The sequence below is a fragment of the Sphaerotilus sp. genome, from assembly GCF_031429695.1.
Taxonomy (GTDB): domain Bacteria; phylum Pseudomonadota; class Gammaproteobacteria; order Burkholderiales; family Burkholderiaceae_C; genus Sphaerotilus.
The window spans coordinates 1-21,488 of sequence record NZ_JANPAB010000057.1 but is presented as its reverse complement, the minus strand read 5'-3'; the positions used below and the strand labels follow the sequence as shown (position 1 = coordinate 21,488).

Below are 21,488 nucleotides of genomic sequence, written 5' to 3'. Positions count from 1 at the left end.
CACTCATGGCTTGGCACTCCCGGTCCAGCGAATGCGGTAGGCGATCAGCGTGTCGCAGGCCAGCAGCGTGAACAGCAGCAGGCCCTGGAACACGCCGGTCAGCGCCTTCGGCAGGCCCAGGCGCGACTGCGCGAGTTCACCGCCGATGTAGAACATGCTCATCAGCACCGCCGAGAAGACGATGCCCACCGGGTGCAGCCGGCCGACGAAGGCGACGATGATCGCCGCGAAGCCGTAGCCGACCGGAACATACGGCGTGAGCTGTCCGAGCGGGCCGGCGGCTTCGAGCGCGCCGGCAAGCCCCGCCATGCCCCCCGACACCAGCAGCGCCGTCCACAGCGCCCCCCGCGACGAGAACCCCGCGTAACGCGCCGCGGCCGGGGCCAGCCCGCCGACCTGCAGCGCGAAACCGCGGTAGGTGCGGAACAGGAAGGCCGTGAACACCGCCACCAGCGCCAGCGCGATCAGCACGCCCACATTGGCACGCATGCCGTCGAACAGCCGTGGGATCTTCGTCGGTGCAGCGAAGGTGATGGTCTGCGGGAAGTTGAAGCCCTGCGGGTCTTTCCATGGACCGTAGACCAGGTAGCTCAGCACCATCTCGGCCACGTAGACCAGCATCAGACTGACGAGGATCTCGCTGGCGTTGAAGCGGTCACGCAGCAGCGCCGTGATCGCCGCCCAAGCCATGCCGCCGAGCACGCCCGCCGCCAGGATCGCCACGACAATCCAGCGCGAGGACTGCGCATCCGCCTGCAGTGCCACCCAGCCGCCGGCCAGCGCACCGAGGATGAACTGCCCCTCGGCGCCGATGTTCCACAGGTTGGAGCGGAAACACACCGCCAGCCCCAGCGCGATCAGCACCAGCGGCACCGCCTTCACCGCCAGTTCCGACAGCGCCCGCGCGTTCTTCACCGGCTCGACGAAGAACACCTGCAAGCCCTTGGCGGGATCCTTGCCGAGCAAGGCGAACAGCGCGATGCCGATCAGCACCGTCAGCGCCAGCGCGATCAGCGGCGACGCCAGCGACATCACCTGCGACGGCTGGGGCCGCGCTTCAAGCTTGAACATGGCTTTGCCCCTGCTCCGAGGTTTCCCACAATCCCGACATCCAGGCGCCGATGCGCTCGATGGTGGCGTCCTTGGTCGCGATCGACGGCGACATGCGGCCCTGCGCGATGACGACGAGCCGGTCGCAGATCTCGAACAGCTCGTCCAGCTCCTCGCTCACCACCAGCAGCGCGCAGCCCGCGTCCCGCAGCGCCAGCAGCTCGCCACGGATCTGCGCTGCCGCGCCCACGTCCACGCCCCAGGTCGGCTGGCTGACGATCAGCAGCTTCGGGTTGGCGGCGATCTCGCGGCCGACGAGGTATTTCTGCAGGTTGCCGCCAGAGAGCGATTTCGCCGCCGCCTGCGGACCACCCGCCTTGACGTTGAAGCGCCGGATCAGCTCGGCCGACTGCGCGCGGATCGCCGCCATGTCGAGCCAGCCGCCACGACCGACGCCTTCAGTGCGGGTCAACAACACGTTGTGCGCCAGCGAAAGCGTGGGCACCGCGCCGCGGCCGAGGCGCTCTTCCGGCACGAAATGCAGCCCCTGCCGCCGCCGCACGGTGGGCGACGCCTGCGCAATGTCCTGGCCGAAGAGCAGGACCGAGCCGACCGAGGCGCGGGGATCTTCGCCGGAGAGCGCGGCCATCAGCTCCTGCTGCCCGTTGCCGGACACGCCCGCGATGCCGACGATTTCCCCGGCACGCACCTCGAAGCCGATGCCCGCCAGCGTCGTGCCAAACGGATCGTCCTTCGGCAGCGCCAGCCCGCGCACGGCAAGCGCGACCTCGCCCAGCCTGGCCGGCCGGTGCTGCAACTGCGGCGGCTCGGCGCCGATCATCAGGCGGGACAGCGAGGCGTTGGTTTCCTTGGTCGGATCGACTTCGCCCGTCACCTTGCCGCCGCGCAGCACGGTGCAGTGGTGGCACAGCGCCCGGATCTCGTCGAGCTTGTGGCTGATGTAGAGGATGGCGCAGCCGTTGTCACTGAGCTTGCGCAGCGTGACGAAGAGCTTTTCGACCGCCTGCGGGGTCAGCACCGAGGTCGGCTCGTCGAGGATCAGCAGCTTCGGGTTCGTCAGCAGCGCCCGCACGATCTCCACGCGCTGGCGCTCGCCGACGCTCAAGCTGTGGACCGGCCGCAGCGGATCGACCTCCAGCCCGTACTCGCCCGCCACCGCCCGGATGCGCTCGGTCACCTGCGCCAGCGACATCGCCTTGTCGAGGCCGAGCCAGACGTTTTCGGCGGCGGTCAGCGTGTCGAACAGCGAGAAGTGCTGGTAGACCATGCTGATGCCGAGGGCGCGGGCGTGGGCGGGGCTGGTGATCTGCACCGGCTGACCGTTCCAGCGGACCTCGCCGGCGTCCGGTTTCACCGCGCCGTAGATGATCTTCATCAGCGTGGACTTGCCCGCGCCGTTTTCGCCGAGCACGGCGTGGATCTGGCCCGGCTGCACCGTCAGCGCCACGCCATCGTTGGCGCGCACGGCGGGGTATTGCTTGGTGATGCCCAGGAGTTCCAGGCGGGGAGGAGCAGTCATGAACGGACTCCGGGTGAAGGTCATCGCGCAGGTCGTTGCGCGGTCGGACGCACTGAAGCGGTGCGCATTGTCATGGAAACTGTCACGATTGAACGCCCGGACGCCGGAAAATCGCGTGCCCGGCGACCCAGGTGGCCGCGAGGTTGCGCTCATCCCCCAGCGTCATCCAGGCGAACACCCGCTCATGCACCTTTTGGGCCCGCCCGTCGCGGTGCTGCGCGACCGGCCCGTGCGCCCAGTCCCACAGCGCCAGGTCGGCGGTGCGGCCGGCGTCGAGCGAGCCGATCTCGTGGTCCAGCCCGAGCGCTTGCGCGGCGCCGAGCGTCGCGCCGTGCAACGCTTTCCACGCGGTCAGCTTCACGCCGCGCATCGCCTGCACCTTGTAGGCATCCGCCAGCGTGCGCAGCATCGACAGGCTGGTGCCGCCACCCACGTCGCTCGCCAGCGTGACCCGCGCCCCGGCCGCCTCCAGCTCCGGCCACGCGCACAGGCCGCTGCCGAGGAAGAGGTTCGAACTCGGGCTGTGCGCGATCTGGGCGCCGGTGTCGGCGAGCAACTGGCGGTCGGCGGCGTCGAGCCAGATGCCGTGGGCGAGCACGGCACGTTCGTTCAGCAGGCCAGCGCGGTGGTAGACATCCAGGTAGCTGCGCGCCTCGGGAAACAGCTCGGCGACCCAGGCGACCTCGGCGCGGTTCTCGGCGACGTGGGTCTGCATGTAGAGGCCGGGCACCTCGCGCACCAGCCGACCGGCCATCGCGAGTTGCTCCGGCGTGCTGGTCGGGGCGAAGCGCACGGTCATCGCGTAGGACAGCCGCCCGGTGCCATGCCACTGGTGGATCAGTTCGCGGCTGTCACGTTCGGCGCCGACCACGTCGTCGCGCAGACCATCCGGCGCGTGGCGGTCCATCAGCACCTTGCCGGCGATCAGGCGCATCCCGCGGCGGTGCGCGCCGGACAGCAGCGCGTCGGCCGAGGTGCGGTGCACGGTGGGGAAGACGACCGCCGTGGTCGTGCCGTGCGACAGCAGCGCGTCGAGGAAGGTCTCGGCGCCCTGCCCCGCCACGACCGGATCGGCGTGGCGCAGCTCGGCCGGGAATGTGTAGGTGTTCAGCCAGTCGAGCAGCTCGGTGCCGAAGCTGGCGATGACGTCGAGCTGCGGGCTGTGGACGTGGGTGTCGATGAAGCCGGGCAGCAGCAGGCGGCCGCGGTGGTCTTCGGTCTGCCACTCGGGGCCGGGGGTGAAGACGCCGGCCGGCTCGGCGCCGAGGATCTTGCCGTCCTCGACCAGCAACCAGTGGTCCGGGCGCCAGCGCACGCCGGGCGCCGCGTCGGGCGCGCTCCAGCCCGGGTCGGCAGTGAAATCGAGCAGGTCGGCGCGCAGCGCGAAGCGGGATCGAGTCATGAGAGGGCCAGAGGTTGGGCGGTGAGGCGGCGGGCGACATCGCGCACCGTCTCGCGCAGCCAGCGCAGCGAGGTGGCGCTGTGCGTCACGTCGTGCCAGAGCTGGTAATAAGTCATCGCGGGAAAGGCGATCGGGCTGGACACGATGCGCAGCGGCAGCCGCTCCAGGTGGCGCAGGCAGAACAGCCGCCCGGTGGTCAGCACCAGCGACGACTGCGCCAGCATCGTCGGCACCAGCGCGAAGTGCGGGCTGCGCACGACGATGCGCCGGCGCAGGCCGAGGCGGTCGAGGTGTTCGTCGATGACGCCGTGGCCGCCGGTGTGCAGCGCGGTCGGGGCGACGTGGTCGGACTCCAGATAGTGCGCGGGCGTCCACTCGTCGGGGCGGCGCGCGGCGAGGTGGTCGGCGCCGACGAGGCAGACGATCTCGTCGGAGAAGAGCCGGCCGATGTGCAGCTCGGCGGGTGGCTCCAGCCAGTTGCCGATGACCAGATCCACCTCGCCGCGGGCGAGCCTGGCGCGGTAGTCGAACTCGGCCGACAACGCGTGGATGGTGACGCGAGCGCGGGGCGCCTCCTGGCGCAGCCGGGTGACGAGGGCGGGCAGGAAGAGCGGGTCGATGTAGTCGCTGGCGGCGATGCGGAACTCGATCTCGGCCGCGCCGGGCGTGAAGGCGCGGCTGCCAGCCTTGCCGCCGAAGAGCTGCTCGGCGCTGCGCAGCAGGGTTTCGGCCGGCTCCATCAGCTGCAGCGCGACCTCGGTCGGCACCATGCCGCTGCCCGCCCGCACCAGCAGCGGGTCGCCGATCAGTGCGCGCAGCCGCTTGAGCTGTGCGCTGACGACCGGCTGGGTGGAGGACAGGTGCATCGCGGCCCGCGAGACACTGCGTTCGGAGATCACGGTGTGGAAGACCCTGACGAGGTGAAGCTCGATGGTGTCGAAAACGGGGCGGCTCGTCATACGTGCATTCTGATACTGGTCATCACCGCCCACCCATAGCGAGAACCATGCAAAGGAGTATGTTCGGCGCCATGTCAGCGTCTCATCCACCCCGACCGACCCGGCCGATCCGGTTCTTCCACCGCGGCGCCCTGCAGCAGATCGACAGCGCCGCCCCCACCCGCACCCTGCTCGACTGGCTGCGCGAGGACCGCTACCCGCGCTGCACCGGCACCAAGGAAGGCTGCAACGAGGGCGATTGCGGCGCCTGCACCGTGCTGGTGGCCGAGCGCGACGACACGGCGCCAGGCGGCGTGGCGATCCGCACTGTGAATGCCTGCCTGACCTTCCTGCCGACGCTGGCGGGCCGCGCCGTGCTGACGGTGGAAGACCTGGCGCCGATCGCCGCCGCGCACGGCCAGCCGGCGCATCCGGTGCAGCAGGCGCTCGTCGCGTGCCACGGCTCGCAGTGCGGGTTCTGCACGCCCGGCTTCGCGATGACGATGGCCGGGATCTACGAAGACCACCGCGCCGCCGGCACGCGCCCGACACGCCAGCAGCTCGCCGACGACCTCGCAGGCAACCTGTGCCGCTGCACCGGCTACCGGCCGATCGTGGACGCGGGCGAGCGGATGTTCGACGCGCCCGCCGCCCTGATCGACCGGGCGGCGCTGCGTGGGCAACTCGACGCGCTGGCCGCCGAAGCCGCGCCGCTGACGCTCGACACCTTCGCCGCGCAGCGACTGGCCCGCCCGGACGCCCGCATCGTCGCCGGGGCCACCGATGTGGCGCTGTGGGTGAACAAGCAGTTCCGCGACATCGGCGAGCCGCTGTGGATCGGGCGCGTGGCCGAACTGCGGCGCATCGAGGTGACGGCGGAGGCACTGCACATCGGCGCCGCCGCGTCGCTCGAAGACGCCTGGCGCACGCTGACCGACGCGGTGCCGACGCTGCGCGAGGTGTGGCAGCGCTTCGCTTCGCCGCCGATCCGCCATGCCGGCACGATGGGCGGCAACGTCGCCAACGGCTCGCCGATCGGCGACAGCGCGCCGGTGCTGATCGCGCTGGGGGCGGATGTCGTGCTGCGGCGTGGGGCGGTGGAGCGGGTGATGCCGCTGCAGGAGTTCTACCTCGGCTACCTGCAGAACGCGCTGCAGCCGGGCGAGTTCGTGGCGCGGATCGTCGTGCCACGGCCTACGGAAGGGACGCAGGTCCGCGCCTGGAAGATCAGCAAACGCTACGACAGCGACATCTCCGCCGTCTGCGCCGCGTTCGCGCTGCGGCTCGACGGGGACCGCGTGGCCGAGGCGCGGCTGGTGTTCGGCGGCATGGCGGCGATCGTCAAGCGTGCCGCGCAGACGGAAGCCGCCCTGCTCGGCCAGCCGTGGACCGAAGCGACCCTCGCCAGCGCCCAGGCCGCGCTCGCGCAGGACTTCCAGCCGCTCAGCGACCTGCGCGCCAGCGCGGCGTATCGGCTGAAGGTCAGCGCCAACCTGCTGCGCCGGCTGTGGCTGGAGACGCGGCCCGAGGATCCGTTGCCGGCCGAAGAAACAACCGTCTGGACACCACGACTGACCCAGGAGGTGCGCCCATGAGCGTCGTCGGCACACCCCGTCCGCACGAGTCGGCCCACCTGCATGTGGCCGGCGCCGCGCCCTACATCGACGACATCGCCGAAGTCGCCGGCACGCTGCACGCCGCGCTCGGCCTGTCCCCCGTCGCGCACGGCCGGCTGATCGCGCTCGACCTGGACCGCGTGCGCGCCATGCCGGGTGTCGTCGCCGTGCTGACCGCCGCCGATTTCCCCGGCACCAACGACTGCGGCCCGATCGTCCATGACGACCCGATCCTCGCCAGCGACACCGTGGCGTGGCGCGGCCAGCCGATGTTCGCCGTCATCGCCCGCAGCCGAGGCGACGCCCGCCGCGCCGCCGCGCTCGCCGCCCAGGTGGCAACGATCGAGCCGCTGCCCGCCGTGCTCGACCCGCTCGAAGCCCACGCGCTGCAGCAGTACGTCGTGCCGCCGATGCACCTCGTCCGCGGCGATGCCGCCGCCGCCATCGCCAGCGCGCCGCACCAGTTCGACGGCCGCTTCAGCCTCGGCGGCCAGGAGCAGTTCTACCTCGAAGGCCAGATCGCCTACGCGATCCCGCAGGAAAACGCCGGCCTGCTCGTCCACAGCTCGACCCAGCACCCGACCGAGATGCAGCACGTCGTCGCCCACGCGCTCGGCCTCGCGGCGCACCAGGTGCAGGTGCAGTGCCGGCGCATGGGGGGAGGATTCGGCGGCAAGGAGTCGCAGTCGGCGCTGTTCGCCGCCGTCGCGGCGCTGGCGGCGCACCGGCTGCACTGCCCCGTCAAGCTGCGCCCCGACCGCGACGACGATTTCCTCATCACCGGCCGGCGCCACGGCTTCGAGTTCCGCTACCGCGTCGGCCACGACGACAGCGGGCGCATCCTCGGCGCGGACATGGAGATGGTGTCGAACGGGGGCGCCACGGCGGATCTGTCGGCGCCAGTGATGACGCGGGCGCTGTGCCATTTCGACAATGCGTACTGGCTGCCGCACGTCGATCTGCGCGGCTACTGCGCCCGCACGAACACGCAGAGCAACACCGCCTTCCGGGGCTTCGGCGGGCCGCAGGGCGCGCTGGCGGTGGAGGTGATCCTGGACTCGATCGCGCGGCGGCTCGGGCTGGACCCGCTGGAGGTGCGCCGCGCCAACTTCTACGGCACGACCGAGCGCAACGTCACGCCCTACGGCCAGACCGTCGAGGACAACATCCTCGCGCCGCTGGTCACGGAACTCGCCGACACCGCCCGCTACCGCCAGCGCCGCGCCGAGGTCGCCAGCTTCAACGCCACCAGCCCGGTGCTGAAACGCGGCCTCGCGCTGACGCCGGTCAAGTTCGGCATCAGCTTCAACGTCGGGCACTTCAACCAGGCCGGCGCGCTGGTCCACGTCTACACCGACGGCAGCGTGCTCGTGAACCACGGCGGCACCGAGATGGGCCAGGGGCTGAACACCAAGGTCGCGCAGGTCGTCGCGCACGAACTCGGCATCGCCTTCGAGCGCGTGCGGGTCAGCGCCACCGACACGCACAAGGTCGCCAACACCTCCGCCACCGCCGCTTCCACCGGCACCGACCTCAACGGCAAGGCCGCGCAGGATGCCGCCCGGCAGATCTGCACCCGGCTGGCGCAGTGCATCGCACCACGCTGGCAGGTCGGCGCCGACACGGTGCGGTTCCGCGACGGCAACGTCACGTCGGGCGCGCACGCCATGCCCTTCACCGAACTGGTGGCGCTGGCCTACACCGCCCGCGTGCAGCTCTGGAGCGACGGTTTCTACGCCACGCCCGGCCTGCACTGGGACCGCGACAGGCTGCAGGGCAAGCCGTTCTACTACTTCGCCTACGGCGCGGCGCTGAGCGAAGTCGCCGTGGACACGCTGACCGGCGAGTGGCGGCTGCTGCGGGTGGACGCGCTGCACGATGTCGGCGCGTCGCTGAACCCTGCGGTGGACATCGGCCAGATCGAAGGCGCGTTCGTGCAGGGCATGGGCTGGCTGACCACGGAAGAACTGCGCTGGCAGCCGATGGACGGCTCGCGCACCGCCGGCCTGCTGCTGACCCACGCGCCGAGCACCTACAAGATCCCGACCGCAAACGACGTGCCGGTCGCCCCGGGCGCGTTCCACGTCCGGCTCTACGACCACCGGAACCCGGCCGACAGCATCCACCGCAGCAAGGCGGTGGGCGAGCCGCCGCTGCTGCTGCCGTTCAGCGTGTTCCTGGCGATCCGCGACGCAGTCTCGGCGGTGGGCGGGCACCAGGTCGATCCGCCGCTGCGCGCGCCCGCGACCAGCGAGGCGATCCTCGACGCGATCGAGGCGGTGCAGGCGGCCGCGGCCGGATGACGCCCGGCGTGCTGCAGGCCGAGGCGCGGCGCTGGCTCGCGCAGGGGCGGCGGGCGGTCGAGGTGCAGATCCTGTCGCACCGCGGTTCGACCCCGCGCGAGACGGGCACGCGCATGGTCGTCGCCGAGGACGCAGTGCTCGGCACGGTCGGCGGCGGGCATCTGGAACTGCTGGCGATCACCGCCGCACGCGAAGGCATGCGCCAGGCCAGCGAGTTGGCGCCGAGAGATCTGGACCTGCCGCTCGGGCCGGCGCTCGGGCAGTGCTGCGGCGGGCGGGTCGTGCTGCGGCTGCAGGCGTTGACCGAAGTGTCCCTGGCTGATTGGCCGGGGCCGCAGCCGCGGTTTTTCCTGCAACTGCATGGCGCTGGTCACGTCGGGCGGGCCATCGTGAAGCTGCTGGCCGACATCGACTGCCGCGTCCAGTGGATCGACGAGCGCGAGGGCGAATTTCCCATGCTGACCGGCACCGAGCCGCCGCACATCGAGCGGGTGTGCGTGGACACGCCAGAAGCCGAGGTGGCACTTGCGCCGCCAGGGGCGTTCTATCTGGTGATGACGCACCGGCATGACCTCGATGAGCGCATCACCGAGGCCGTACTCAGGCGGGCGGATTTCAGCTATTGCGGGCTGATCGGGAGCCAGACGAAGCGGGCACGCTTCATGCAGCGTTTCGACACAAGGAGCGTTGACCCCGAAGCCCGGCGCCAATTGACGTGTCCGATCGGTTTGCCCGGTGTCACAGGAAAGGAGCCCGAGGTGCTGGCCATCAGCACCGTGGCGCAGTTGCTGGGTCTGTCAAAAGCCGCTGGAGCAGACTGAGATGCACAGGTCTGGTTCAGCCCAGACAAGAAGGAGCCAAGGATCACGCCCTAAAATGGCGCGCATCCACCAATCTGGCGCCATTTGCTGCGATGCACAATGCATTGGCGCCAGATCAAGCGAATGAGCCGCGTTTTCCGCTTCTCACATCCTGAAGGGGTGTTCAGATCGCAACAGGTGCCACACAAGTTACAAGCTGCCGTGCATTTGGTCACTGGCAACTGCACGAGACTACACGGAACGGACCCCTAGAATGTTCCGCGGTTACCCTTAAACGAACGCCATGTTGGCCAGGAAGGAAGGCATGCTCCATCGAAACGACTCTGCCATGACCATGATGCCCCGCGTATCTGCGCAGGAGACGCTGGTCCGCCCGCAAGGCGCCGGACCGCGCATGGATGCTCCGCGCCTGGCCTTGAAGCAGGCCGAGCCGGCCGGGCAGATTGGACAAATCGGTCTGAGCTGGATCGAACATGCTGCCAAGCGCGCCTTCGACCTGATCAGCGTCGTGGTCATCCTGACCCTGTTCGGGCCGATCATGCTGGGCGTGGCACTGGCCGTGCGGCTGACCACGGGCAAGCAGGTCATCTACGGCCACACCCGCGTGGGCCGCAATGGCAAGGAATTCAAGTGCTACAAGTTTCGTTCGATGGTGACGAACTCGGACGAAGTGCTGAAGCATCTGCTCGACACGGATCCCGATGCGCGTGCCGAATGGAACCGCGACTTCAAGCTGAAGAACGATCCGCGCATCACCCGTGTCGGTCGCTTCATCCGCAAGACCAGCCTCGACGAATTGCCGCAACTGTGGAATGTGCTGCGCGGTGACATGAGCGTCGTCGGTCCCCGTCCGGTGGTTCGGCAGGAACTGGACCGCTATTACGCCGCCGCGCGCGAGCACTACCTCAGTGTCCCCCCTGGCCTGACGGGCTTGTGGCAGGTCAGCGGCCGCAATGACATGGACTACGACGAACGGGTCCAACTGGACCGTCAGTACGTCGACAACTGGAACGTCTGGACCGACTTCACCATCGTGATGCGCACGGTAGGTGTGATGGTCGGGCGCAAAGGTGCCTACTGAGAACTGATTGACTTGACATCCTCCCCGCCCTAAAGGACGGGGATTCCTCCTGCGAGACGCGCATGCCCGCGCGCAGCGATGTTCAGAGCTGCGTTCACGTCGCGGTGGTGTTCCGCGCCGCACCCGCAGCAAGTCCACCGCCTCATTCGCAGACCTGTCCTACCTTTCGGACTGCTGGCGGGAATGACCCTGCAGCTCGAACAAATCTGGGTGGTATAGGCTTCGTTCACCTCTTCGAACACGATGCCGGCCTGATGGCTCTTGTACTCCAGCATCGTCTTCAGCATTGACCATCCGGCGTCCAGCGTGGACTTCGCCATCCGGGTCTTCACCATCGTTTTCGCCTGCACGTTGCCGACGAATATGGCCGCATTGCGCTTCACCAAGTCCGTCGAGAACTTGTGCATCGCGTCCTTGCGCGTGTTGGCGATCTTCGCGTGGATCGCGCGGACCCGGTTCTTCTTCCCGGCTCGCTGGGCAATCCCCAGCACGCCCTCATGCTTGCGGTACAGACCCGACGCCAGCTCTTCACCGTCCGAGCACGTCGCCGCCGTCTTCAGGCCGAGGTCGATCCCCACCGATCCGACGCCTTCCGACTTCGGCACGTGCACCTTGACGCACACGTTCAGGTACCAGCGGCCGCGCGCATCCTGAGAGAACGAGCCGGCGCGCAGATCGAAGCGGCTCAGGCCATAGCTGTCCCACAGGCTGAACTTGTGCCCCAGAAAGGCGATCTGTCCGGCCTTGTACTTCGCGCCGCCCGCCTTGAACGGCACCCAGCCCAGCGAATACTTCGCTGACTTGCGGCTCGACACCCGCCAGTTCAGGCGCGATTTCTTCACCTGCTTGCGCCGCGTGGCGTATTCCTCGCACACCAGTTGCACCGTCGCGCTACCTACCCGCACGCCCTCGCACTTCGAGTACCCGGCCGTGAGCTTCTGCAGGTCGAACCCGCTCAGCCACTCTCGGCGCTCCCGAATCGCCCGCGAACTCGTCTCGTTGCAGTAGTTCCACACGAAGTTCACCTCACGCGCCATCGCCGACAGCACACCCGCGTGCTTGTCCTTGATGCGCAGCTTGAAGGTCTTCACGGCTTCCATCTTGATACTGTAATTTCATACAGTTTCCATGGCAAGCCGTTCCGGCTTGATCGCTCTACCCCGGGCTGAACCCCGGGGCTTGTCGCTCAGTCCTGGTCACCCGACCATTGGTCGGGATTCGGCTATTTGGTCAATCTAGTACCACGGCTTTTTTTGAATCCAGGTGTTACTGATGAAACGGTGGTCGATTTGTGACGAATTTCACATTGTTTGCCCAGCCAACCAACTCACGTAGCGCTGAACCCCTGCCCCGACATCCGTGAAGCCATGGTCGCATCCGGTCGCCCGCAAGCGCGTCAGATCGGCTTCGGTGTGGCACTGGTACTTGCCCCGCAGCGCATCCGGGAAGTCGATGTAGCTCACCAGACCGTGGGCGACCTGTTCAGCCAGCGTCAATGCCGGCAACCCGTCCAGCGCCCGGCAGGCGTTCACGGTGGCGTGCGCCACGTCGTTGAACGGCTGCGCGCGGCCTGAACCGAGGTTGAAGATCCCGCTCTGGTCCGGGTGCTGCAGGAACCACAGGTTCACCGCCACCACGTCGTCCACGAACACGAAGTCGCGTGACTGCATGCCCGGTGCGTAGCCGTTGTACTCGCCGAAGAGCTTGACGTGGCCATGCTGGCGGAACTGGTGGAAGTGGTGGAAGGCGACGCTGGCCATGCGGGCCTTGTGCTGCTCGCGCGGGCCGTAGACGTTGAAGTAGCGGAAACCGACCACCTGCCCCTCCTGCGTGCCGCCCTGCGAGCGCAGCGTCGGCAGATAACGCCGCACCACCTGGTCGAACAGCAGCTTGGAGTAGCCGTAGACGTTCAGCGGCGCCTCGAACGCGGGCTCCTCGCGGAAGGTCTCGCTGCCGCCGTAGGTTGCCGCTGAACTCGCGTACAGCAGCCGTGTGCCCTGCGCCAGGCAGGCATCCAGCAGCGTCTTCGAGCAGCGGTAGTTGGTCTCCAGCATGTACTTGCCGTTGTGCTCCATCGTGTCGGAACAGGCGCCTTCATGCAGGATCGCGTCGATGTGGCCAAGTTCGCCTGCAGCGAAGCGGCGATAGAACTCGTCCTTGTCGAAGTAGTCGGCCAGGGTCGAGCCGAGCAGGTTGCGGTACTTCGGCCCGTCCGTCAGGTCATCGACGGCGATGACTTCCTTGGCGCCCAGGCGGTTCAGACCGTGGACCAGATTGCTGCCGATCATGCCGGCGGCGCCGGTGACTGCGACTCTCATGAGAACAACTCCTCGTAGGACACACTGGCGGTGCCAAACTTGCCGACCACGATGCTGCCTGCGCGGTTGGCGATGGGCACGGCGTCGCGCAGGGACAGGCCGGCCGCCAGCAGGGTGGCCATCGTGGCGATGACGGTATCACCGGCCCCGGTGACATCGAACACCTCGCGCGCCTGCGCCGGCACATCCAGGTGGCCGGCGTCGTCGAACAGCGTCATGCCCTCTTCCGAGCGGGTCAGCAGCAGGCCGGTCAGGCCCAGCCCGCGCCGCAAGTTCTGCGCACGCTCACGCAACTGCGGCTCGCTCGACCAGGCACCGATCACCTGCGCCAGCTCGGCCCGGTTCGGCGTGATGACGGTGGCGCCGGCGTAGCGCTGGTAATCGCTGCCTTTGGGGTCGACCAGCACCGGCTTGCCTGCAGTCCGGGCCAGCTCGATCATGCGCGGGATATGGGTTAGACCGCCCTTGCCGTAATCGGAGAACAGCACGGCTTCGTGGTCCGGCAGCACGCGCCCGTAGTCGGTGAGCATCTGCTGCAACACCTCGTGCTCGGGCTGGTTCTCGAAATCGACGCGGATGAGCTGCTGCGAGCGGCCGATGACCCGCAGCTTGACGATGGTGTAGAGCGCCGGGTCGCTGCCGAGCACGGTGGTGACGCCCTGCTCTTCCAGCAGGCGGCGCAGGATGCGCGCCGGCTCGTCCTCGCCGACGACGGTCAGCAGCGTGCATTGCGCACCGAGTGTCTTGACGTTGAGCGCCACGTTGGCCGCACCGCCGAGGCGCTCTTCCTCGCGGGTGACCCGCACGATGGGGACCGGCGCTTCGGGGGAGATGCGGTCGACGGAGCCGAACCAGTAGCGGTCGAGCATGGCGTCGCCGACGACGAGGACGGCGCTGCGACCGAGGTCTATCTTGGAATGCATCTGCTGTTCAAGGCCAGGACGAGGAAACCGGATTTTGCCCTGAGAGACAGGCCGTCGAACTCGCAACGCATGCGTGCATTTGTTGCCCCCCGGAATTGAGGGAACAGGCATCAACCGCCACCGATCACGCCATACGATCCAATCCCCAAATGAAAAACCGGAGAGGTTTCATGCTCAAACATCTCATCGCAACCGCTGCCGCCTTGGCAATGTCCACCGCCGCCATGGCCGGAACGTCGAGCTTCGACTCCGGCGCCGAGTTCGCCAGCACCCAAGGCGCTAGCGGCTGGTCCTACGGCTACTACGCGACCGCGGGCAACGCCAGCAGCTTCACGCAGTTCGCATCTTTTGACGCATCTGGCCCGACGCAATGGTGGGAAGAAAGCGCCACGCAAGCTCCGTGGACCCTGCTGTGGGACACGGGCGGCCACCCGGATGGCGCCTCCAATCATTGGGCCGTTCGTCGCTGGACCAGTGGCGCCGCGGGTGATCTGAACCTGGGCATCCAGTACAAGGCAGAAGACACAGGTACCACCCTGGTCCATGTGATCGTCGACGGGACGGAACTGTTCTCGAGCGCCAGCGCCGCAGCCCTCCAGACCTGGTCGCCTGCAACCGCCGCCCACGTCAACGTCGGCTCTTACGTCGACTTTGCAATCGACGCCAACGGTCCTGACAACAGCGACACCACCCGCTTCACCGCACAAGGTCTGGTCGTCTCAGCCGTGCCGGAACCCGAGTCCTACGCCATGCTGCTTGCGGGCATGGGTCTAATTTCCGCGGTTGCACGTCGGAAGACCCGGAAAGCCTGACATTCGGCGCCCCGCCCGTGGGCATCGATAACAGCAAAACCACCTTCGGGTGGTTTTTTTTGGACTCGCCCGGCTAAAGCAACCACCCCAACAGCGCCGACCCAGCTAGCACGAGGCGATCGGCGAAACGGCGGCGCCCAAACCGGAGGACCTGCACCGAAAGCGCCAATCGATAAGCAAGGCTTGGGACTCGATTCTGAACTCTCGCTATCAGCGCGCAGGCAACCGGATCATTGCCCCCAGCCAACCGATAGATTTCCCCTGACGCGACCACCTGACGACCGAACCAACCATTCCGGATCATCGCCAAGCGGCGCCGAATTGCGCCCAAACTGCCGCGAGATCCAATTTCGTTGCCACCATGCTGGCGATAGCGCATCCAGGGCTGGGCATCAAAATGCCAAGGCATCTGCCAAGCTCGTACCAAGAGATAAATCAACCAGTCGTGGTAATGAAGCGCCTCGGTGGCAGTCGTGTGATCGGTACAGAACTGGCGAATGCGCCTGAATAAATCAGACGTCATCACGAACGTGCACCCCTGGCCTGCACCTTCGAACAAAAAGTCGGCAGCCCGTAGATTTTCCCTCTGGGCAAGAACCCGCTCGCGCCCGTCCGGCCAGAAAGCCTGAACAGCGCACGAATACCCCTGTGCGCCAGTAGCCTGCAAAGATTGAATCGCCGATAAAATTTTGCGGGGCATCCAGACGTCATCTTGATCGGCCAACGCCACGAAATCAAACCCGGTTGCATCCACATGACGATAGAGCCGGCGGAAATTAGCACCGGCAGAGCCACTGCTCTGGCTCCATTCATTCAACCGGACCCGAGGATCATTACCCCAAGTCGATTTGATCAACGCGCGCGTACCATCACGTGAACAATCGTCACCGATCTCGACGTGGACCTCGACATCCTCTTGGGACAAGATCGATTCGAGTTGTTCGCGCAGCCAAGGCTCACCGTTATAGCTAGCCAGCAGAACTTGGACGCGAGGCAGGACACCCACAGGCTTTGGCGTGATGCATGTGGCGGAGGTCATCGACTCACCGCTCCCGCTGGTCACGCACGGTCGGTGCCGGAAGACGTCGGACTGCAACCATGACCGCCCTCAATACGGCCCACCGCATCACCAACTTGCGCCATAGCGTATTCCTTGATTTCTCTCCGGTCGGGGAGAAATTACCACCGTGCCGGCGGTACAGCAACGTGATCGCGTCGATTCGTTCTACGCGACCGGTCCATTCTGCCACCAAGCCGATATACCAATCATGCCAAGGAACACCAGCGGGAAATGGCAAAACGCGGTCGCGCAGATCGCGCCTGAATGCCATGCAACACCCAATGAAACTATTAGTATGAAAATTAGAAAAAACCCCAGCGCGCATACTTACCAAGTCAAAAATAGTCTGCCCACTTTGATTTAGGTTGCGGTCTACGACTTGCCCATTGAGCAAAACTAGATCACACCTAGCTAACGCCTGACGGATTAGTATTGCCCGTCCAGGCAACCACACATCATCTTGATCACACAAGACAATGTAGTCTCCAACAGCAGCAGAAACAACGCGTTCAAAATTTCGAACAATCCCTCCGACACGTTCAACAGACACTATGCGAATAGGTCCTGAAAAATTTTTTATTATTTCCAATGTATTATCAGTCGAGCCATCATCCGCCACAACTATTTCATCCCCCTCAACCAACTGAGGAATAATGCTCTCTATTTGCTGAGAAACAAACTCCCCTCCATTATAGGTAGCAATACAAACAGAAATCACAACACAACCCGATCATTAACACCGCGCTCAACGCTATACCAACGACCAATCAAGCACTTAGTGAAACGAACACCAAGACATCCTAAAAATATCACAAAACATATACCAAACACCATTTCAAACATACTTAAATCAACAATAGTCAAGTATGAAATAGATAAAAATGATAACCCTACTGCACCGCCAACTCCACTCATGAGCCTCATATAAATCCCAAGAGCAACAGCAACACCCACCCCAAAAACCCCCATATTCGCAAAGTAGTCCATCACAAACCCAGAATTAGGTCCAAAACCATCCCACACGCCATATCTAATACCATGCAACCACACACCAACCGGATAATCAAATCTATACCCAAAGAACTTGGCAAAAAATGGGAGGAGTGCACCCCATCCAGAAAAAGTAAAATCGGCTGGTCGAATCCTAGTCGCATACAAATACTCGATGCTATCAGTATTCGCCACAACTCTATAGAATATTAAGTAACAAATATCTCCAAAATCCAATCCGGGAAGCATATAAGATAGGACAATAAAACTAAACACAATAAACAAAAATAAAATACAATAAATCAACCAAAAACTATTTGTTTTTATATTTTTTGCCGAAACAACACCAAAATAAGCAAGGACCAGCGGCAACAACGCACTCTTGGATGCAGATCCAGCCAAACCAAGAATTAAGGTTACTACTACAATATAATCAAATGCAGACAATTTAAATCTTGTCGCAACCCAATCATACATACACCCAACCATCATAGGAAAAATAGCAAGCCCAATAAAAAACAGCACCTTATTCTCATTTTGAGAACCAAGCCTCTCACCAAGATCAAGCTCACCAATTCCAATCGGAGTCGTAATTATTTTAATCCCAAAGAATGCGATCACATATATTTTGCAAAAAAATACCCACAGCCTATCTATTTTATAAAATTCTCTTCTGGTTAGTTTAAAACTTTTTGTTAATTTATTTACGTTTAATGCATATGTTGCCATGAATAATATGTAAAATACAGTGCCAAATAGTAAAATATCCCCATAAACTCCGTTGTTTATATAAATAAACAACAGGTGCGCACAATACTGCGCCAAAACTAGTACAAAAATAAATGTAAAATCCAATTTCTTGGATTTTGTTAAAAAAATCCCACTTATAAATATTCCCATGAAAGTCAACCAATACAAGGAACTACCAACAAGGTCATCAATCATGCCACCTCCTTTTTAAAATTAAATTACAGATTGCACCAATGTAGAATATATAACTTGCAGCCCATCCGATATATTTTTGTCTAATAATATGCATGTCTCTGTAATTGGCAAATTCACCCCCATTGTTACTAACTCCACCAGCACCGCAAATTGCAACCAACCTATCGCAGGCTAAGTAATCGCCACCATGAAAATGTGCCAACTTAAAATTTAACTCGTAATCAGAAACGACTTTAATTGCTTCATCAAAAATAAAATCCACAAATAACTTTCTAGCGTAGAATGCAGCTTGGTGATGCACAGTATTTATAATATTTATTTTCCATCTCAAAGATGAATTAAATATGAAATTCCTGCCGTCGCGGACACCGCCAAAAACACAACATATATCATCATCTAGATATTTTGAAATATCCAGAAGAACATTTGAATCAGCAAATCGATCATCCGAGCCTATAAAGTATATATAATCTCCTTTCGATATTTTTACACCCTTATTAAAAGCAGAATATATTCCTGAATCTTTTTCCGATATGTATCTAACATTATTAACGCCAGACCTTCTCACCATATCCATGGTATTGTCAGACGAAAGCCCATCGACAACAATCCACTCATAATCATGGTACGTCTGAAGCTTTATTGATTCAATTAAAGCCTCTATGCATTTTTCAGAATTAAATGTTGCCGTTATAATTGATATTTTCATATGCATAATCCAAGCAAAAATAATCTATAAAACAATATGGCAGTACACAGAAAATAATTACCACCCAAATCAATACTTATCTTATATGCATCTAAAATACTACCCATTTTATTTACACTAGAAAGTCCTTTATCACCAAAAATTCCGGCAACAAAATCCAACGATTCAATTTTTTTATTAAAACTGATAACTGCTTTACATATAAAGTACATGTCGGCACAGTTTGGGTAGCTATTTTTATAGAAACCAATTTCATTGTGCAACGATTTTTTTATGCAAGTTCCAACAGCGTGACTAGAAACATAAGCATTGCCACCTCTCTTCCAATAAGACCCGGAACCAGGCATCAACAAACAAGAACCAAATTTTACTCTAGCCGAATAAAAATCGGCATTTGATTTATTTATTGCTGATTTAAAATCACCTATCGCGCATCTTGAAATAATATCATCAGCGCCGAGAACTATATAATAATCTCCTGTTGCCATCTTCACGCCCTTATTCAGCGCATCATATATACCAAAATCTGGCTCAGATATTATTTTTTTGTTTTTTATTGTGGATTTTTCAACAATACTTAAAGTACTATCCGTAGACGCCCCATCAACAACAATCCACTCAAAATCACTGTCTCTGGAACCCTCAAGAGAATTTATTAATATCTTTATGTCATTTTGGCAATTAAAAGTTGCCGTTATTATTGACAGCACAGTCTACCTTTCTTATAAATTTTGCAGGACTCCCAGCATAAATACAGCCAGCACTAATATTCCCAGTAACAAATGAGTTTGCGCCAATGATACAATCATTCCCGATAACACAAGGTCCAACAATAACCACATTGGCGCCTATCCAAACATTATCTCCTATTTTTATAGGCGCAGCCAAATATGTTCGTTCTTTATTGATTTCATGTGTGCCAGATATGATTGTCACATTATGGGATGCCAACAGACCATCGCCAATCATGACTGAAGAAAAATCAAATACTTTAAAAGTATACCCAAAACTACAGCCGGAGCCCGTGGAAAAATTATCACCATTAAACACGAATAAATCTGGTGATATTATACACCCCCTCCCAAGTCCATCATATAACGACCTTGCAAGTGCGTTTTTAAGCCAAGAGAGATTGTGCGGCTTAAACAATCTAAAAACAAAAAAACACACCACCCTCAACAATTGGAAATACCCAATCTTTAATGCTTTAAATATTTTTTTTGCCGACATACGCAACCATTAACAAGCAAAGCACTCCATAAATAATTTTCGCAAACGCGGCACCCGCGATACCATGTAAATTAACCATATACCACATAGCAGGCAAAGCAATAACTCCAGAAAATGCCATGACATACGTATTAATCTTTGAAAATCCAAATGCATCTATTATGTAGTAGGATGGTGCATTTATTATTTGCAAAATATAACCAGCCATCAATATATTTATTAACCACCACGCCCCTTCAATTGGCAATCCTTTCAGCCATAATTTAATTAACCATCCGGAAAAAAAACAAAACAGCAGAAAAAATGCGGCCAAAACAATACCAATCTTGGCCGTTAAAATTAAAACAGTTCGCCTTTCTGAAATCCATGTGGTATCACCATCTGCACGACGCTTCAAAATTTTTGGGAAAATGTAACTTATTGATGCAACCGCAACCGCATGAACCTGCTGAGGGACGATGCTCAATACAGCCAATGAGGTAACACTGCTACTGCCCAGTACATTTCCGACAATTATTCTATCCGCAAAAAGTACCGTTCCTCCCAATACACCTTGAATCCAACCGTACCGCGCATATCGAATCAATGGATACAGATTTACACGTCCAATTAATTCAAACCCAGAAGGTCTCATTTTTTTGGTTGCCAAGAATTTTATTAAACATCTAAAAATAGAAGTCCCGGAAAATAAAATGAGCATCCATTCAAAGCCAAGGTATTTTGCAGAAAAATACATACTTATTGCCTGAAAAAATCTTATCACAACATCATATTTCAATGTTGTAGTAAAATTTTGGGCCGCCCGAACCAGTGAAATTGTGGCAATATCGACCTGCTCGGCCAAAATAATTACAACTCCGGATGAAAGTAATATTCTGTATTGATTTTGATTTCCATTATTGTTCACGAAAAAATTAAGCAATACCGCAAGAACGAAACCCATCAGCAAAGCTTGCCCAAAAAAAAGCGCGTAAACACTCCTAATTGCACAGGGATATTTTATGTTGTCATAACAACTCTCAGTCAACCACTTGATAGATGCAATCATTGACCCAAAAGATAAAACAGAAGCGGCGGCAGTAATTGACCCCAAATATGCCCACGAGCCAAAATCTCGCATACCTACATCATTTATGATGTGCGGCGTCAAAAAAAATAGCAATGCAGGGTATAATATATTTTCAAATGCAAGAGCCAGCGGGCCGAATTTCATTCGATTCCCATTATCTTAAAGTGCAGAATAAATATTCTGTCATACTAATAAAATTGGCACAAAACTATGCTCGAATAAATTTCGTGCCAAAAATAAGCCTCATAAAAATAGATCAGTCATTCATGATGATCATAAGCCTGAAACCCTGCCATCTTCACCAAGCTATCCTTGCGTGCCGCCGTGTAATCCGCCTCGATCATTTCTTTGACCAGTTCCTCAAACGTCGTCGTCGGCGTCCATCCCAGCTTAGCCTTGGCCTTGCTTGGATCACCCAGCAGCGTTTCCACTTCCGTCGGACGGTAGTAGCGCGGATCCACCTTCACGATCACATCGCCGACCTTGACCTTGGCCTTGTCGCCGGTCACGGCAGCCACGACGCCGATTTCTTTCTCGCCTTCGCCTTCGAACTTGACCGTGACGCCCAGTTCAGCCGCCGCGCGTTCGACAAACTGCCGCACGCTGTATTGCACACCGGTAGCGATGACAAAGTCTTCGGCCGTATCCTGCTGCAGCATCAGCCACTGCATTTCAACGTAG

Annotated in this window: 20 protein-coding genes; 5 read left to right on the top strand and 15 right to left on the bottom strand. The window is 60.1% G+C overall.

Annotation, left to right across the window (positions count from 1 at the left end):
- Window positions 1–3: 3 nt before the first annotated feature.
- The 4 genes from RMP06_RS10115 to RMP06_RS10100 all read right to left on the bottom strand — a co-directional run bounded on the left by RMP06_RS10115 (window position 4) and on the right by RMP06_RS10100 (window position 4,951).
- Window positions 4–1,071, bottom strand: coding sequence for an ABC transporter permease (locus tag RMP06_RS10115; RefSeq protein ID WP_310461653.1), 1,068 nt, complete (start codon window positions 1,069–1,071; stop codon window positions 4–6).
- The gene (locus RMP06_RS10110) at window positions 1,058–2,590 is read right to left on the bottom strand and encodes an ABC transporter ATP-binding protein (protein ID WP_310461652.1); all 1,533 of its coding nucleotides are present in this window, start codon (window positions 2,588–2,590) and stop codon (window positions 1,058–1,060) included. Before RMP06_RS10110 ends, RMP06_RS10115 begins: the two co-directional genes overlap by 14 nt.
- 82 nt (window positions 2,591–2,672) lie before the next feature.
- Entirely contained in the window at window positions 2,673–3,992 is a 1,320-nt protein-coding gene (gene guaD / locus RMP06_RS10105; RefSeq protein WP_310461651.1) for a guanine deaminase, read from the bottom strand.
- Window positions 3,989–4,951, bottom strand: coding sequence for a LysR family transcriptional regulator (locus tag RMP06_RS10100; RefSeq protein WP_310461650.1), 963 nt, complete (start codon window positions 4,949–4,951; stop codon window positions 3,989–3,991). The genes guaD and RMP06_RS10100 overlap by 4 nt, the downstream gene beginning before the upstream one ends.
- Before the next feature lie 71 nt (window positions 4,952–5,022).
- On the opposite strand from RMP06_RS10100, the gene xdhA reads away from it, so the two are divergent.
- From xdhA to RMP06_RS10080, 4 genes are all read left to right on the top strand, one after another.
- Window positions 5,023–6,525, top strand: coding sequence for a xanthine dehydrogenase small subunit (gene xdhA / locus RMP06_RS10095; RefSeq protein WP_310461649.1), 1,503 nt, complete (start codon window positions 5,023–5,025; stop codon window positions 6,523–6,525).
- On the top strand, window positions 6,522–8,849 hold the full coding sequence (gene xdhB, locus RMP06_RS10090; RefSeq protein WP_310461648.1) for a xanthine dehydrogenase molybdopterin binding subunit: 2,328 nt from the start codon (window positions 6,522–6,524) through the stop codon (window positions 8,847–8,849). The genes xdhA and xdhB overlap by 4 nt, the downstream gene beginning before the upstream one ends.
- Window positions 8,846–9,670, top strand: a complete 825-nt coding sequence (xdhC, locus tag RMP06_RS10085; RefSeq protein ID WP_310461647.1) for a xanthine dehydrogenase accessory protein XdhC — start codon at window positions 8,846–8,848, stop codon at window positions 9,668–9,670. The genes xdhB and xdhC overlap by 4 nt, the downstream gene beginning before the upstream one ends.
- 337 nt (window positions 9,671–10,007) lie before the next feature.
- Window positions 10,008–10,751 (top strand): sugar transferase, encoded by a 744-nt coding sequence (locus tag RMP06_RS10080; RefSeq protein ID WP_310461646.1) that lies wholly within the window; start codon window positions 10,008–10,010, stop codon window positions 10,749–10,751.
- 29 nt (window positions 10,752–10,780) lie between these two features.
- Here RMP06_RS10080 and RMP06_RS10075 read toward each other — a convergent pair whose 3' ends face one another.
- The 3 genes from RMP06_RS10075 to rfaE1 form a co-directional block, all read right to left on the bottom strand.
- A complete protein-coding gene (locus tag RMP06_RS10075) occupies window positions 10,781–11,851 on the bottom strand; it encodes an RNA-guided endonuclease InsQ/TnpB family protein (protein WP_310461645.1) in 1,071 nt (356 codons plus the stop codon).
- A 201-nt stretch (window positions 11,852–12,052) separates the two neighbouring features.
- On the bottom strand, window positions 12,053–13,069 hold the full coding sequence (gene rfaD / locus RMP06_RS10070; protein WP_310461644.1) for an ADP-glyceromanno-heptose 6-epimerase: 1,017 nt from the start codon (window positions 13,067–13,069) through the stop codon (window positions 12,053–12,055).
- Complete coding sequence (gene rfaE1 / locus RMP06_RS10065; RefSeq protein WP_310461643.1) at window positions 13,066–13,992, bottom strand: D-glycero-beta-D-manno-heptose-7-phosphate kinase; 927 nt, start codon at window positions 13,990–13,992, stop codon at window positions 13,066–13,068. The genes rfaD and rfaE1 overlap by 4 nt, the downstream gene beginning before the upstream one ends.
- Window positions 13,993–14,162: 170 nt before the next feature.
- Here rfaE1 and RMP06_RS10060 point away from each other — a divergent pair, with 170 nt between their 5' ends.
- Complete coding sequence (locus RMP06_RS10060; protein ID WP_310461642.1) at window positions 14,163–14,804, top strand: PEP-CTERM sorting domain-containing protein; 642 nt, start codon at window positions 14,163–14,165, stop codon at window positions 14,802–14,804.
- A 73-nt stretch (window positions 14,805–14,877) separates the two neighbouring features.
- Here the strand turns inward: RMP06_RS10060 and RMP06_RS10055 are convergent, their stop codons facing one another.
- The 8 genes from RMP06_RS10055 to RMP06_RS10020 form a co-directional block, all read right to left on the bottom strand.
- Window positions 14,878–15,843 (bottom strand): glycosyltransferase, encoded by a 966-nt coding sequence (locus RMP06_RS10055; protein ID WP_310461641.1) that lies wholly within the window; start codon window positions 15,841–15,843, stop codon window positions 14,878–14,880.
- 4 nt (window positions 15,844–15,847) lie between these two features.
- Window positions 15,848–16,582 (bottom strand): glycosyltransferase, encoded by a 735-nt coding sequence (locus RMP06_RS10050; protein WP_310461640.1) that lies wholly within the window; start codon window positions 16,580–16,582, stop codon window positions 15,848–15,850.
- Entirely contained in the window at window positions 16,579–17,799 is a 1,221-nt protein-coding gene (locus RMP06_RS10045; RefSeq protein ID WP_310461639.1) for a hypothetical protein, read from the bottom strand. Before RMP06_RS10045 ends, RMP06_RS10050 begins: the two co-directional genes overlap by 4 nt.
- Window positions 17,792–18,508: a glycosyltransferase gene (locus tag RMP06_RS10040; protein ID WP_310461638.1), complete on the bottom strand. Its 717-nt coding sequence runs from the start codon at window positions 18,506–18,508 to the stop codon at window positions 17,792–17,794. The genes RMP06_RS10045 and RMP06_RS10040 overlap by 8 nt, the downstream gene beginning before the upstream one ends.
- The gene (locus RMP06_RS10035) at window positions 18,505–19,218 is read right to left on the bottom strand and encodes a glycosyltransferase (protein ID WP_310461637.1); all 714 of its coding nucleotides are present in this window, start codon (window positions 19,216–19,218) and stop codon (window positions 18,505–18,507) included. The genes RMP06_RS10040 and RMP06_RS10035 overlap by 4 nt, the downstream gene beginning before the upstream one ends.
- The gene (locus tag RMP06_RS10030; protein WP_310461636.1) at window positions 19,190–19,738 is read right to left on the bottom strand and encodes an acyltransferase; all 549 of its coding nucleotides are present in this window, start codon (window positions 19,736–19,738) and stop codon (window positions 19,190–19,192) included. Before RMP06_RS10030 ends, RMP06_RS10035 begins: the two co-directional genes overlap by 29 nt.
- On the bottom strand, window positions 19,716–20,951 hold the full coding sequence (locus RMP06_RS10025; RefSeq protein ID WP_310461635.1) for a lipopolysaccharide biosynthesis protein: 1,236 nt from the start codon (window positions 20,949–20,951) through the stop codon (window positions 19,716–19,718). Before RMP06_RS10025 ends, RMP06_RS10030 begins: the two co-directional genes overlap by 23 nt.
- A 116-nt stretch (window positions 20,952–21,067) precedes the next feature.
- On the bottom strand, window positions 21,068–21,488 hold a 421-nt coding region (locus tag RMP06_RS10020; RefSeq protein ID WP_310461634.1), incomplete at its 5' end, for a GDP-mannose 4,6-dehydratase.

Bases quoted from the DNA above. Each gene is read 5' to 3' on its own strand.
- RMP06_RS10115 (WP_310461653.1), bottom strand. From the start codon at position 1,071: ATGTTCAAGCTTGAAGCGCGGCCCCAGCCGTCGCAGGTGATGTCGCTG.
- RMP06_RS10110 (WP_310461652.1), bottom strand. From the start codon at position 2,590: ATGACTGCTCCTCCCCGCCTGGAACTCCTGGGCATCACCAAGCAATAC.
- guaD (WP_310461651.1), bottom strand. From the start codon at position 3,992: ATGACTCGATCCCGCTTCGCGCTGCGCGCCGACCTGCTCGATTTCACT.
- RMP06_RS10100 (WP_310461650.1), bottom strand. From the start codon at position 4,951: ATGACGAGCCGCCCCGTTTTCGACACCATCGAGCTTCACCTCGTCAGG.
- xdhA (WP_310461649.1), top strand. From the start codon at position 5,023: ATGTCAGCGTCTCATCCACCCCGACCGACCCGGCCGATCCGGTTCTTC.
- xdhB (WP_310461648.1), top strand. From the start codon at position 6,522: ATGAGCGTCGTCGGCACACCCCGTCCGCACGAGTCGGCCCACCTGCAT.
- xdhC (WP_310461647.1), top strand. From the start codon at position 8,846: ATGACGCCCGGCGTGCTGCAGGCCGAGGCGCGGCGCTGGCTCGCGCAG.
- RMP06_RS10080 (WP_310461646.1), top strand. From the start codon at position 10,008: ATGCCCCGCGTATCTGCGCAGGAGACGCTGGTCCGCCCGCAAGGCGCC.
- RMP06_RS10075 (WP_310461645.1), bottom strand. From the start codon at position 11,851: ATGGAAGCCGTGAAGACCTTCAAGCTGCGCATCAAGGACAAGCACGCG.
- rfaD (WP_310461644.1), bottom strand. From the start codon at position 13,069: ATGAGAGTCGCAGTCACCGGCGCCGCCGGCATGATCGGCAGCAATCTG.
- rfaE1 (WP_310461643.1), bottom strand. From the start codon at position 13,992: ATGCATTCCAAGATAGACCTCGGTCGCAGCGCCGTCCTCGTCGTCGGC.
- RMP06_RS10060 (WP_310461642.1), top strand. From the start codon at position 14,163: ATGCTCAAACATCTCATCGCAACCGCTGCCGCCTTGGCAATGTCCACC.
- RMP06_RS10055 (WP_310461641.1), bottom strand. From the start codon at position 15,843: ATGACCTCCGCCACATGCATCACGCCAAAGCCTGTGGGTGTCCTGCCT.
- RMP06_RS10045 (WP_310461639.1), bottom strand. From the start codon at position 17,799: ATGATTGATGACCTTGTTGGTAGTTCCTTGTATTGGTTGACTTTCATG.
- RMP06_RS10040 (WP_310461638.1), bottom strand. From the start codon at position 18,508: ATGAAAATATCAATTATAACGGCAACATTTAATTCTGAAAAATGCATA.
- RMP06_RS10030 (WP_310461636.1), bottom strand. From the start codon at position 19,738: ATGTCGGCAAAAAAAATATTTAAAGCATTAAAGATTGGGTATTTCCAA.
- RMP06_RS10025 (WP_310461635.1), bottom strand. From the start codon at position 20,951: ATGAAATTCGGCCCGCTGGCTCTTGCATTTGAAAATATATTATACCCT.